Here is a 13151-nt window from a genome sequence, read left to right as displayed (position 1 = left end):
TATGGCGAAGACGGAAAAACCGGAAAAAACGGTGAAATCGGAAAAGTACGACGCTAAAACTATCCAGGTCCTGGAGGGGCTGGAAGCCGTAAGGAAAAGGCCGGCGATGTATATCGGCGATACGTCCGTCGGCGGGTTCCACCACCTCGTCTATGAGGTCGTGGATAATTCCATCGACGAGGCGATGGGCGGTTATTGCCAGAATATCGACGTCATCGTGCATAAAAATAACAGCGTTACGGTCATAGACGACGGGCGCGGCATACCGGTCGATATGCACGAGACCGAGAAGAAATCGGCCCTCGAGGTCGTCCTGACAAAGCTCCACGCCGGAGGTAAGTTCGACCATAAGAGCTATAAAGTCTCGGGTGGCCTGCATGGTGTGGGTGTTTCAGTTGTCAATGCCTTGTCCGAGTGGCTTGAGGCCGAGGTCAGGCGCGACGGCAAAGTTTACCACCAGAGGTATGAGCGCGGCAAGACGGCATCGAAGGTGACCGTCGTCGGGAAATCTAAGACGACCGGCACGCGCATAACTTTTAAACCGGATAACCAGATATTCACCGGGAAGCTTGAGTACAGCTTTGATACCTTATCGAACAGGCTGCGTGAGCTGGCGTTCCTCAATAAAGGCCTGAAGATCAGCCTGAAGGACGAGAGGACTAACAAGGAGAACTCATTTAAGTTCACCGGCGGCATAGAATCTTTCGTTGAATTCCTGAACAGGAACAAAAACCCGCTCCATAAGAAAGTCATCTATTTCAGCGGCGAGAAGGACAGGATACAGATGGAGGTCGCCCTGCAGTATAACGACGGATACGGCGAGAACCTCTTCTCCTTCGCGAACAACATAAATACCATCGAGGGCGGGTCACACTTAAGCGGGTTTAAGTCGGCGCTGACAAGGGTCATAAACCAGTATTGCAAGAATAAAGGATTTTTCAAGAACGAGGAGATAACCCTCTCCGGCGACGATGTGCGCGAGGGGCTTGCCGCGGTCGTATCGATAAGGATACCGGAGCCGCAATTTGAGGGGCAGACCAAGACAAAGCTGGGGAATTCCGAGGTCGAGGGCCTGGTGGCTTCAATAGTTAACGAATCGCTGAGCTCTTACTTCGAGGAGAACCCCTCGATAGCGAATAAGGTGGCGGATAAATGCCTCCTGGCCAGCCGCGCAAGGGAAGCGGCGAGGAAGGCGAAAGAACTTACCAGGAGAAAAGGCGCGCTAGAAGGCGTAGGTTTGCCGGGGAAGCTAGCCGATTGCTCCGAAAGGGACGCCGAGCTTTGCGAGGTCTATCTCGTTGAGGGCGATTCAGCCGGCGGTTCGGCGAAACAAGGAAGGGACCGCAGGTTCCAGGCGATATTGCCGCTCAAGGGCAAGATCATAAACGTCGAGAAGGCCAGATTGGACAAGGTCCTCGCGAATGACGAAATCAGGACGATAATCTCGGCCTTGGGTTGCGGGATAGGGGAGGAATTTGATGTATCGAAGCTAAGGTACGCGAAGGTGATAATAATGTGCGATGCCGATGTGGACGGTTCGCATATCAGGACCCTGCTGTTGACCTTCTTTTATAAACAGATGAGAGCGCTCCTCGAGAAGGGGAATATCTATATTGCCCAACCGCCGCTCTACAAGATAAAGAGAGGCAAGAGGGAAGAATACATACAGACAGAGACCCAGATGAACTCGATGCTCCTTGAGCTTGGGTCGGAAGGGCTTAAGCTGGTCAGGATGAAGGAAAAGCATACGTTCACGGATGCCCAACTGAAGGAGATCCTGGATGCGCTTGTCGAGCTTGAGGATCTTACCGACGGGTTAGGCAAAAAGGGAGTGAATTTAGCAAAATACCTGATTTCTAGGCATCCAAAGACCAAAAAACTGCCACTTTATAGGGTAAAAGTGGATGGCCAGGACCAATTTGCCTATAATGACGACGAGCTAGCCAAGTTCGTCAAGGAAGAAGAAGAGGCCGGTGAGGATGTTGAGATAAAAGAAGAAGGCAAGGGCGCAGTGAACGGCAAGGGCGTCGACCTGCTTGAAATATATGAAGCGGAGGAGATAGAGAAGTGCCTTACCAAACTTGAGAAGCTCGGCCTTTCGGCATCGGATTACCTGCCGCATACCGAAGAAGGCAAGACAAAAGAAAAACAGAAGGCGCCTTTCAGGCTTGAAGGCGAGGAAGAGGAATTGGAGTTTAGTTCGCTCAAGGCCGTCCTTGAATACACAAGGAACCTCGGCAAGAAAGGCATGAGCATCCAGAGATATAAAGGTCTTGGAGAAATGAACCCGCAGCAGCTCTGGGAGACGACCATGGACCCGGAAAAGCGGACGCTCCTGAAAGTCACGATGGAAGACGCCGTAGAGGCCGAGCAGATGTTCACGATACTTATGGGCGACGCTGTCGAGCCGAGAAGGGAATTCATAGAGAAACACGCACCGGAAGTAAGATTCCTGGATGTTTAAGATAGGAGGGTCAGAGCTCTAATATGTACGCGCGCAATGAGAAGATAGTTCCGGTATATATCGAAGACGAGATGAAGGATTCATACATCTCATACGCGATGAGCGTTATCGTAGGCCGCGCCCTGCCCGACGTACGCGACGGGCTGAAGCCGGTCCATCGCAGGATACTCTACGGGATGAAGGAACTCGGGCTCGAGCATACGAAACCATATAAGAAGTCGGCGAGGATCGTCGGCGAGGTTCTCGGCAAATACCATCCGCACGGGGACGTTGCGGTCTATGATTCGCTGGTGAGGATGGTCCAGGATTTTTCGTTGAGATATCCGTTGGCCGAGGGGCAGGGGAACTTCGGCTCGGTAGACGGCGATTCGCCGGCGGCCATGAGATATACCGAGGCGCGCATGGCGGCTATAACCGAGGAGATGCTCTCAGATCTCGAAAAAGATACCGTCGAATTCGTTCCGAACTTCGATGCCTCACTCAAGGAGCCGACCGTACTTCCGGCGACTCTGCCAAACCTTTTGATAAACGGCTCATCAGGTATCGCGGTCGGTATGGCCACTAATATCCCGCCGCACAACCTTTCGGAAGTATCGCAGGGTATCGCGGCGGTAATAGATGACCCGGAAATTTCCATTAAAGACCTTATGAAGATAATAAAGGCGCCGGATTTCCCGACGGGCGGCACGATCTGCGGCCGTGAGGGGATAAAACAGGCCTATACTACGGGCCGCGGGCTGATAAAGATACGCGCGAAAGCCGGCATTGAGGAGCAGAAATCCGGGAAAGAGTCCATTGTCATTACCGAGATCCCGTATCAGGTGAACAAGGCGAACATGATAGAGGCGACCGCCCAGCTTGTCACCGACAAGAAAGTAGAAGGGATCTCCGATATACGGGACGAGTCGGATAAAGACGGGATGAGGGTAGTCATCGAGCTGAAGCGAGACGCGAACGCCCAGGTGATATTGAACCAGCTCTTTAAGCACACCCAGCTCGAGGTGTCATTCGGCATCATAATGCTGGCGCTTGTGGAGAACAGGCCTAAGGTGTTGAACCTCAAGCAGATGCTCGAATGTTACATAGCGCACAGGAAAGAGATAGTAACGCGCAGGACTAAATTTGACCTGGCCAGGGCCAAGGAGAGGGCGCACATACTCGAGGGGTTGAAGAAGGCGCTCGCCAATCTCGACAAGATAATAGAGCTCATAAAGAAATCGAAATCCGAGGCCGAGGCGAAAGAAGCACTCATCAAGAAGTTCGATTTCAGCGACATCCAGGCACAGGCGATACTCGAGATGCAGCTGCGCAGGCTGACCGCGCTGGAGCGCGAGAAGCTCGAGGCCGAATACCTCGAGCTCATCAAGAAGATAGAGCTGTATGAGTCCATATTAAAGAGCGAGAAGAAAGTATACCAGATAGTAAAAGAAGAGGTCCTGAAGATAAAAGAAAAATACGGCGACGAGAGGATGACCGATGTCGTCGGGGAAGTAGAGGACCTCGAGGTTGAAGACCTTATCGCCGAAGAGGACGTCGTGATAACCGTAAGCAATACCGGTTATATCAAACGCCTGCCGGTCTCGGCGTACAGGAAACAACGCCGCGGCGGCCATGGCGTGACAGGCGCGGACGTAAAAGAGGAGGATTTTGTCGAGCACCTCTTTATCGCGACCACGCACGAGCACATATTATTCTTCACCAACCAGGGCCGTGTCCTGTGGCTTAAGGTCTACGATGTGCCGCAGGCCGGGCGCCAGGCGAGGGGCAAGGCGATAATCAACCTGCTCGAGATGCAGCAGGGCGAGAAGATGAGCGCCTTCATCCCCGTAAAAGAATTTAAAGAAGGCAATTTCCTGGTAATGACGACGAAACAGGGCATCATAAAAAAGACTACGCTCGAGGCATACAGCCATCCGCGCAAAGGCGGCATAATCGGGATGACCCTGGAAAAGGGCGATGAGCTTATCGGCGTCGAGATGACGGACGGCAAAAGGGAGATACTGCTTGCCACGAAGGAAGGCAAGGCGATAAGGTTCCCGGAATCGCAGGTCAGGGACATGGGCCGCTCAGCCAAGGGCGTCAAAGGGATAACCCTCGGCAAGAAAGATGAGGTCATCGCGATGTCTGTAGCCGACCCGGAAGCGACCATACTTACCATAACCTCATTAGGGTTCGGGAAGAGGTCGCAGCTTAAGGAATACAGGACGCAGAGCAGGGGAGGCAAGGGCATCATCAACATCAGGGTCACCGAAAAGAACGGAGAAGCCGTCGCGCTCAAGACGGTTTCCGATAAAGACGAGATAATGATCATAACGGAGAAGGGTGTAATAGTCCGCTGCCCGGTTAAAGACGTCCGGTCGACCGGACGCGCCGCGCAGGGCGTAAGGATAATAAAACTCGACGCAAAAGACAGGGTCTCCTCGGTCGCCTCTGTCATCGAAGAAGAGGAAGCCGCGGAGGAGAGCAAGTAACCGGCAAAATACAGCGTCCCCATCGTCTAGCCTGGTCAGGACACGAGCTTTTCAAGCTTGCGACCGGGGTTCAAATCCCCGTGGGGACGCCAAAATACAAACAGGAGGGCTGTCATAATGGGTAGAATGATTCGTATCGGCTCAGCGCTACTTTTCCTGTCGGCGATCCTTGTCTTAAGCGCTTCCGCCTTTGCCAAGGACCTCATGGTAGCCAATTTTGAAAGGGGCGATATAAGCGATTTAGGGACGATGATCGGCACCTGGACCTCCAACACCCTGGACTACAGCCAGGGCACCACGATCGAGATAATCCAGGTCTACGGTGTCATGGGGAAAACGGGCAGTAACTCGCATGTCGCCAAGGTAACATATGACGTGGCGGCTAACGGGCCGGCCTTAAACGGTATCTACATAAAATTGAACAACCTGGACCTCAGGCCGTATAAGAACCTGAGCATGCTGATAAAAGGCGACGCGGCCAAAGGCTTTACCACGAAATTCAGCATTCAATTAAAAAATGCGAGAGGCCAGCGCTCATCCTGCGTGCTGAGCGGGGTAACCGATGACTGGCAGCGGCTCTCTATCCCGTTGGAGCAGTTTAAGGCGACCAGGACGATGTGGGACTTAAGCAATATGATGGAACTGGATATCGCCTTCGACGACATGACCGTCGATGACAAGAACGGCGTCCTCTATATAGACGAGATAAGGTTCACTACGGACTGAAAATATGTGCGGCATAACCGGGTATATAGGCAGTGAAGAAGCCGCCCCTATTTTAATAAAGGGGCTGGCGAGGCTCGAATACAGGGGGTATGATTCGGCCGGCATCGCTGTGCTCGAAGGGCACAGGATAAGGACTCTGAAGATGCCCGGAAAGATAAAAGGGCTTTACGAAAGCCTCAAGAAGACCCGCCTGAGAGGCACCATAGGGATAGCCCATACCCGCTGGGCGACGCATGGCATCCCCAATTACATAAATGCGCACCCTCATTATGATTGCCGCAGGGCGATAGCGCTCGTCCATAACGGCATAATAGAGAACTGCGAAGAACTCAAGGCCCAACTTAAAAAAGAAGGCCATAAGTTCATTTCTGACACCGATACCGAAGTTCTGCCCCACTTAATAGAAAAATATTACAAGGGAGCCCTTGAGGACGCTGTCCGCCGCGCGCTGAAAGACGCGAAAGGCTCGTACGCGATAGCGGTGATACACAAGGATGAACCCGGCAAGCTGGTCGGGGCCAGATGCGGCAGCCCGCTTATCGTCGGGTTGGGAGACGGAGAGAACTTTCTCGCTTCGGATTGCCCGGCCATAATGGACAGGACCAGGAAGGTGATCTTTGTAGATGACCAGGAAGTGATCACGCTGACAAGGGAGAAGGTCGTCATAACGGATTTGAATGGCAAAAAATTAATCAAGAAGCACACGCATATCGACTGGGACATCTCCCAGGCGGAAAAAGGGGGATACGCGCATTTCATGCTGAAGGAGATATACGAACAGCCGCGCGTCATCCACAAGATATTGTCAAGCCGGGCCGATATCCCGGGCGGCCGGATAAAGATGGACGGGATAAAACTTACCGCTTCCGAACTGCGCGGTATCGACAATATAGTCATCTCGGCATGCGGGACCGCCTATCATGCCGGCCTTGTCGGCGAGTACCTTATCGAGAGATTCGCCAGGATCCCGGTAGGGGTGGACGTCTCGAGCGAGTTGAGATACAGGGACCCGGTATACGGCAAGAAGAGCCTCTTTATCGCAGTGAGCCAATCCGGCGAGACCGCGGATACGCTCGCCGCGCTCCGGGAGGCGAAGAAGAACGGCGTAAAAGTGGTATCGATATGCAACGTGGTCGGGTCAACGATAGCCAGGGAATCCGACGGTGTCATCTATACGCATGCCGGCCCGGAGATCGGCGTCGCCTCGACAAAGGCGTATACGGCGCAGATATCGACTTTTATCCTGTTGGCTTTGTATCTCGGGAGGATAAACGGCGCGTTGACGCAAAAACAGCTGAAGGCGGTGCTGAACAGCTTTGAGATGATCCCAGAGCATATGGACGGGATACTCGACGGAGCCGAGGTGATCAAGGCCTGCGCAAGAAAATATTACAGACTCCCCTGCTTTATGTATATCGGCCGCGGGGTGAATTATCCAAATGCCTTCGAGGGGGCGCTAAAACTTAAGAGATCTCGTATATCCACGCCGAAGGTTACGGGGCCGGCGAGATGAAGCACGGGCCGATAGCGCTTATCGACAGGAATATGGCGGTCGTGGCCATCACGCCGCGGTCGTTAACTTATGACAAGATGATATCCAATATACAGGAGATACGCGCGCGGCACGGCGCGATAATCGCCATAGCTACGGATGGGGATGTCTCGATAAAAAAACACGTCAGCTCGGTTTTATATATCCCCGAGACGGAAGAGGCGCTCTCTGTCCTCCTGACCGTGGTGCCGCTGCAGCTGCTGGCCTATTATATCGCCGTCCTTAAGGGAAGGGACGTAGACCAGCCGAGAAACCTGGCAAAGTCGGTTACGGTTGAATAAATATGCCATCCGGAACGCTCTATGTAGTCGCTACACCAATAGGCAACCTTAAAGACATAACTATCCGCGCTGTCGAGGTCTTACAGGGAGCCGACCTCATCGCCGCGGAGGATACCCGCCATACAAAGATCCTCACAGACCACTACGGCATAAAAGTCCCGCTGACGAGTTATTTCGAGCACAACAGGATAACCAAGGGCGATTACCTCATAAAACTGCTGAAGGAAGGCAAGAACATTGCCCTCGTATCCGACGCCGGGACACCCGGCATATCCGACCCCGGGGCGCATATCATAACGCTTGCGATAAAAGAGGGGATCGTTGTCGTCGGGATACCCGGCCCGGCCGCGATAATACTCGGCCTGATAACATCTGGCATGCCGACAGACCGCTTTATCTTCGAGGGATTCCTGCCGAACAAGTCCGGCGCGCGGAGAAATAAGCTGTCGGAATTCAAGGGTGAGAAACGGACAGTCATTTTTTATGAGTCTCCGCACAGGATTTTGAGGGCTTTATATGATATACTTGAGATATTCGGCGATATCCGCATCTGCGTGATGCGCGAATTGACGAAGAAATTCGAGGAGATCTTGCGCGGGAAAGTGAGCGAGATAGCCGCGCGTTTCGAGAAGTCGAAACCGAAGGGCGAATTCCTGATAGTGTTGAACCCCAGGAGAGGCGGAGATAGTGGCTAAGATACATCCCACGGCTATCGTGGGCAAAAAGGCCGTATTGGGCGAGATCGAAGTCGGGCCGTACGCGATAATCGAGGACGGCGCCTCGATAGGCGACGGCACGAAAGTGCTCGCGCACGCTTATATATGTTCCGGGACGACGATCGGGAAAGATTGCGAAGTCCATATGGGCGCGGTCATCGGGCATGTGCCGCAGCACCTCCATTTCAAAGGCGCGAAGAGCTTCCTCAAGATAGGCGACAGGAACATCTTCAGGGAATACACGAGCATACACCGCGGCCTGGAGGAAGGTTCGGCGACGGTCATCGGGAACGATAATTTTTTCATGGGGTTCTCGCACGTCGCGCATGACTGCCGCATAGGCAATAATATAGTATTATGCAACGGCGCGCTCGTCGCCGGGCACGCGGATGTCGAGGACGCGGCTTTTATCTCCGGGAACGTCACTTTGCACCAGTTCGTCAGGATAGGGACGCTCGCGATGATAGGCGGGCTCGCGCGCGTGAACAAGGATGTCGTGCCTTATACGCTTATCGAAGGCGATTCCGAGGCGTGCTCATTAAATATCGTAGGCCTGAAACGCTCATCGGTAGCCGAAGGCGCAAAGGCGCAGATCAAGAATATATACAGGTTGCTTTATCGTTCCGGTCTTAATGTATCACAGGCCTTATCCGAGATATCTAAGCTCGGGGAATTGACGCCTGAAGCCGCTCACATGGTCGAATTCGTCAAACGATCGGAAAGAGGAATATGCAAACACCGCAAGACAGAAGCGGCATCGAGCGCAGAAGATATATAAGACTTAGCACGGTCTTTCCCGTCGAGTTAGAGATAGTCAGCCTCGACGACAAAGAGGTATACTCCGAATTCCACCAGGCCTTCACGAGGGACGTCAGCGAAGGCGGCATGTGCCTCGAGGTCAACAACCTCAAAGACGACCTCGCCGAAAAGTTAAAGAATAAATCCGCAAAACTCCGCCTGCAGATCAATATGCCGTTCTCGGCCAAGCCGATCGCCGCGGTAGCAGAGGCGGCATGGTTAAAGAAGATATCGGAAGGCCGGCCCAATAAGTACCTTATCGGTATTTACTATGAGCAGATCTCCGATAAAGAAAGAAAAGGCATAGTAAACCACGCCAGGCTGCTGCAATTCAAGCCGGTCCTGGTCGCGGCGGCGATAGTCATCCTGGCCGTGGCAGTCGCGGTGACCAGGGTCGAGGTCGTAAAGAAAGAAGCGCTGCGGAAGGAAGCGGAGAAGAAGATAGCGATCATAGAGGCCGAACGCTCAAAATTAGCCTCATCGCTTGAAGAATTAAGGACCAGCCGGGACGAACTCGAGACGAAACTTAAAGGATTCGAGCAGAGCAGGATCGACCTGGAGAAGAAGCTTGAAGCGGCGAAAGCAGAAGCCCAGGCAAAGCCGGAAGAGATAGCCAAGCTTGAAGCCGAACTGGCCTCGGCGAAAAACAAATCCGAGGAGCTGAACAAGGAGCTCTCCAGGGTAGCTGACGGTAAAAAAGCGCTCGAAGGCCAGCTCAAGGTCCTGGAGGAGATAAAGGCATCGAAGCCGGTAAAGGTCACCCTTGCCGCCGGCGGCGTGGTCGTCGGGAAAGTCATCCTCGAGACTGCCGATTCGGTCAGGGTGGAAGTCCCCACAGGTGTCATCACGCTTAAGCGTCCGCTGATCGCCTCCATGGAGACGCCCTCCGAAGAGGAGATCGCGGAACTCGCGCGAGAGCGCATCCGCCTCGAACAGCGCGCCAAAGAGGTAGAGAAGCAGAAAGAGCTGGAAAGGCAGCGGGCGGCCGAAAGAGAAAAAGTCGAGAAAGTGATCGTAAAGAAGGAGCCGGGAGGGCCAGAGGTCCTGATACCAAGAAGGATACCGGAGCGGGGCGTGGTCATCAAGGATAACAGGGTATACGCCGACGGCTCGCTATTTTTCATAAAGGGTGTGGCCTACGGGATAAGCGCCCCTGGGCTCCCGCCCGGGGTCGACGGGTGTTTCTCTAAAATACCACTCTCGGTCTTCGAGAACGATTTCAGGATGATGAAGGAGGCCGGGATAAATACGATAAGGACATACGAGCCGCTTCCCGACGCGCTGCTCGACCTGGCCGAGAAATACGATCTCAAAATAATAGAGCAGGTCATCTATCCTTCCGCCTACACCGATTATGCGTCCGACGTCGAGCTGAAAGCCCTCAAAAGAATGGCCTTGGACGTCGTGAAAAAACACAGGAACAGGCGCTGTATCCTCATGTGGAGCATATGGAACGACGCGCCGTTCTGTTATGACGAACCGGGCAATCCGGTGCCGCGCTACGGGTTCGACAAGGTAAATAATTTCATGAAAGAGATATATCTCGCGGTAAAGGCCGCGGACAAGAGCCGCCCGGTGACGGCGGCCAACATTCTCAAAGTAAAGGGGTTCGACCTTGGGTTTGATTTCCTGGACGTTATCGGCTGCAACGCCTATATCGGAGGGCACGGCTTCAATTGGCGCGGGAAGGAAAACGCGCTAGATGTCGTTAAAGAGATGAAAGCGATATCCAAGAAATACAATAAGCCTATTTTCATAACCGAGACCGGATACAGCACTTTCGTCAAGAAAGAGACCCAGGACAAAGCCCTGAAAACACAGATGGAGGCCATCGGCAGCGACTTGGCCGGCATAGTAATATTTGAATGGACAGACGAGTGGTGGAAGGGCGGCAATCCCTCTGTCCAGGACCCGAATATCGAAGAATACTGGGGCATCCTGACGTGGGACAGGAAACCCAAACCCGGGTTCGAGGTCGTCTCCAAGCTCTTCAATTCGATACCGACCGATTCGCTCGGGTATTCTCCGTAGGTATCCTCCTGAAATTAGCCCTTGACAATAAGGCAGCCGCATGCTATATTTTACGTTTAGTAACCTTTTAATCTGGCCCAGTGAGGCCGGAAAAGGAGAGGAAGATGAGCTGTAATTATACGAAAAAGCATATTATGCCTGTTTTCGGCAAAGAGCCGGGAACAGGCCTTTTTATTGCCAAAATTTGCGAAGACTGGCACTTCGTTGCCAAAATTCGTAAAGACTGGCACTTTGTCGCCCGGAGGGGGTTATGAAACTTCGCGAGAAGGCAAAAGTGATGGATGCCGGACAGATCGAGAACGCCCTGGTGCGTATCGCCCATGAGATAACCGAGAATAACAAATCTGTCGAAGGGCTCGCGATAGTGGGGATAAGGACAAGGGGCGCCTTGCTTGCCGACCGGCTTGCCCGGAAGATGGGAGCCATAGTCAACCGGGAGATCCCGGTAGGTGCCCTGGACATAACCCTTTACAGGGATGATCTTACCGACGTCGCGGAACAGCCTGTTGTCCATAAGACCGAGATAGATTTCGATATACATGATAAGGTCATAATCCTGGTGGATGACGTCCTCTATACCGGCAGGACGATAAGATGCGCGCTCGACGCCCTGATAGATTTCGGCAGGCCGAAGAGCATACAGCTGGCCGTGCTGGTAGACAGGGGCCATCGCGAGCTGCCGATAAGGGCTGATTACGCGGGGAAGAACATACCTACATCGCAGAAAGAGACGGTACAGGTCAAGATAAAAGAAGCAGACGGCGAAGACGGTGTAGTGGTCGCCGAAATGGAGGAATAGATATGGCCGTCAAGTGGACGAAAAAAGACCTTCTGGGCCTTGAGAGCCTCTCGGCGGATGAGATAGGGCTCATACTCGAGACCGCCGACTCGTTCAAGGAGATATCGCAGAGGCCGATAAAGAAAGTCCCGACGCTCCGCGGCCAGACCGTAGTCCTCTTCTTCTTCGAGCCGTCGACCAGGACGCGCACCTCATTTGAGCTCGCCGCGAAACGCATGAGCGCCGATATAGTCAATATCCAGACGAGCGCCTCGAGCCTGACCAAAGGGGAGACATTAAAGGATACGGCCAGGAACATAGAGGCGATGAAGGTAAATATCATAATAATGCGGCATTCGGCCTCCGGGGCGCCGCAACTCCTGGCAGAGTCGGTCTCGCCGTCGATAATAAACGCGGGCGACGGCTCGCACGAGCATCCGACCCAGGGCCTGCTCGATATATTCACGATAAAGGAACACAAGAAGAAAGTCGCCGGGCTGAACGTATCGATAATAGGAGACATCGCCCACTCGAGGGTGGCGCGGTCGAATATCTGGGGACTGACCAAACTCGGCGCGAAGGTCACGGTCTGCGGGCCGGCGACGCTTATGCCGCCGGAGATAGAAAAGCTCGGCGTGAAAGTGACATATGATATTAAAGAAGCGATCGAGGGCGCGGATGTCATAAATATGCTGCGGATACAACTCGAGCGCCAGGGGCAGAGCCTTTTCCCGTCCATAAGGGAATACGCCATGAAGTTCGGGCTTGACGCTGAGAAGTTGAGATACGCGAAGAAAGACGTCCTTATAATGCACCCCGGGCCTATCAACCGCGGCGTCGAGATCACCCCTGAGGTGGCTGACGGGCCCTATTCCGTGATCCTCGAGCAGGTGACGAACGGCATCGCGGTGAGGATGGCGGTCCTGTACCTGGTGTCAGGCGTAAAAGAGAGGATCGAATGACATGGATATCATCCTGAAGGGCGGACATGTGGTCGATCCGGCGAACGATCTCAACTCGGAAGTCGACGTCCTTATAAAGGGCAATAAGATAGCGCAGGTAGGGAAGAATATCAAGTCGAACGGCGCCAAGTCCATTGATTGCAAAGGGAAACTGGTATTCCCCGGGCTTATAGATATGCATGTCCACCTGAGGCAGCCGGGCAGGGAAGACGAGGAGACGTTTGTCACCGGCTCAAGGGCTGCGCTCAAGGGAGGATTTACTTCGGTCCTGTGTATGGCGAACACAAACCCCGTCATAGACAATAAGGGCGTCGTGGAATATATCCTCTCCGAGGCCTCGAAGACGGGGCTCATTAACATCTATCCCGCAGC

9 protein-coding genes, 1 tRNA gene and 1 pseudogene are annotated in these 13151 nt (G+C 53.5%); all 11 read left to right on the top strand.

Annotation, left to right across the window (positions count from 1 at the left end):
* Position 1 precedes the first annotated feature (1 nt).
* Positions 2–2464 (top strand): DNA topoisomerase (ATP-hydrolyzing) subunit B, encoded by a 2463-nt coding sequence (gene gyrB / locus WC317_05225; protein ID MFA5339526.1) that lies wholly within the window; start codon positions 2–4, stop codon positions 2462–2464.
* 23 nt (positions 2465–2487) lie between these two features.
* Positions 2488–4935, top strand: a complete 2448-nt coding sequence (gene gyrA / locus WC317_05220; GenBank protein MFA5339525.1) for a DNA gyrase subunit A — start codon at positions 2488–2490, stop codon at positions 4933–4935.
* A 15-nt stretch (positions 4936–4950) separates the two neighbouring features.
* Positions 4951–5027 (top strand) — tRNA-Glu (locus WC317_05215).
* A gap of 25 nt (positions 5028–5052) precedes the next feature.
* Positions 5053–5661, top strand: coding sequence for a carbohydrate binding domain-containing protein (locus tag WC317_05210; GenBank protein MFA5339524.1), 609 nt, complete (start codon positions 5053–5055; stop codon positions 5659–5661).
* Between the two features lie 4 nt (positions 5662–5665).
* Positions 5666–7494 (top strand): annotated as a pseudogene (glmS, locus tag WC317_05205) (glutamine--fructose-6-phosphate transaminase (isomerizing)).
* Between the two features lie 2 nt (positions 7495–7496).
* Positions 7497–8189 (top strand): 16S rRNA (cytidine(1402)-2'-O)-methyltransferase, encoded by a 693-nt coding sequence (gene rsmI / locus WC317_05200; GenBank protein MFA5339523.1) that lies wholly within the window; start codon positions 7497–7499, stop codon positions 8187–8189.
* Positions 8182–8988 (top strand): acyl-ACP--UDP-N-acetylglucosamine O-acyltransferase, encoded by an 807-nt coding sequence (lpxA, locus tag WC317_05195; GenBank protein ID MFA5339522.1) that lies wholly within the window; start codon positions 8182–8184, stop codon positions 8986–8988. The genes rsmI and lpxA overlap by 8 nt, the downstream gene beginning before the upstream one ends.
* Positions 8940–11039, top strand: a complete 2100-nt coding sequence (locus WC317_05190; protein ID MFA5339521.1) for a glycoside hydrolase family 2 TIM barrel-domain containing protein — start codon at positions 8940–8942, stop codon at positions 11037–11039. The genes lpxA and WC317_05190 overlap by 49 nt, the downstream gene beginning before the upstream one ends.
* Positions 11040–11289: 250 nt before the next feature.
* Positions 11290–11838: a bifunctional pyr operon transcriptional regulator/uracil phosphoribosyltransferase PyrR gene (gene pyrR, locus WC317_05185; GenBank protein MFA5339520.1), complete on the top strand. Its 549-nt coding sequence runs from the start codon at positions 11290–11292 to the stop codon at positions 11836–11838.
* Between the two features lie 2 nt (positions 11839–11840).
* A complete protein-coding gene (locus tag WC317_05180) occupies positions 11841–12779 on the top strand; it encodes an aspartate carbamoyltransferase catalytic subunit (GenBank protein MFA5339519.1) in 939 nt (312 codons plus the stop codon).
* A 1-nt stretch (position 12780) separates the two neighbouring features.
* Positions 12781–13151: amidohydrolase family protein (locus WC317_05175; protein ID MFA5339518.1), on the top strand; the 371-nt coding region annotated here is incomplete at its 3' end.

Source organism: Candidatus Omnitrophota bacterium (genome assembly GCA_041653595.1).
Classification (GTDB): Bacteria; Omnitrophota; Gorgyraeia; order Pluralincolimonadales; family Pluralincolimonadaceae; genus Pluralincolimonas.
This window is presented reverse-complemented; position numbering and strand designations above follow the sequence as displayed.

Coding starts and splice junctions, on each gene's coding strand:
- gyrA (MFA5339525.1), top strand. CDS start 2,488: ATGTACGCGCGCAATGAGAAGATAGTTCCGGTATATATCGAAGACGAG.
- WC317_05180 (MFA5339519.1), top strand. CDS start 11,841: ATGGCCGTCAAGTGGACGAAAAAAGACCTTCTGGGCCTTGAGAGCCTC.
- gyrB (MFA5339526.1), top strand. CDS start 2: ATGGCGAAGACGGAAAAACCGGAAAAAACGGTGAAATCGGAAAAGTAC.
- WC317_05190 (MFA5339521.1), top strand. CDS start 8,940: ATGCAAACACCGCAAGACAGAAGCGGCATCGAGCGCAGAAGATATATA.
- pyrR (MFA5339520.1), top strand. CDS start 11,290: ATGAAACTTCGCGAGAAGGCAAAAGTGATGGATGCCGGACAGATCGAG.
- WC317_05210 (MFA5339524.1), top strand. CDS start 5,053: ATGGGTAGAATGATTCGTATCGGCTCAGCGCTACTTTTCCTGTCGGCG.
- rsmI (MFA5339523.1), top strand. CDS start 7,497: ATGCCATCCGGAACGCTCTATGTAGTCGCTACACCAATAGGCAACCTT.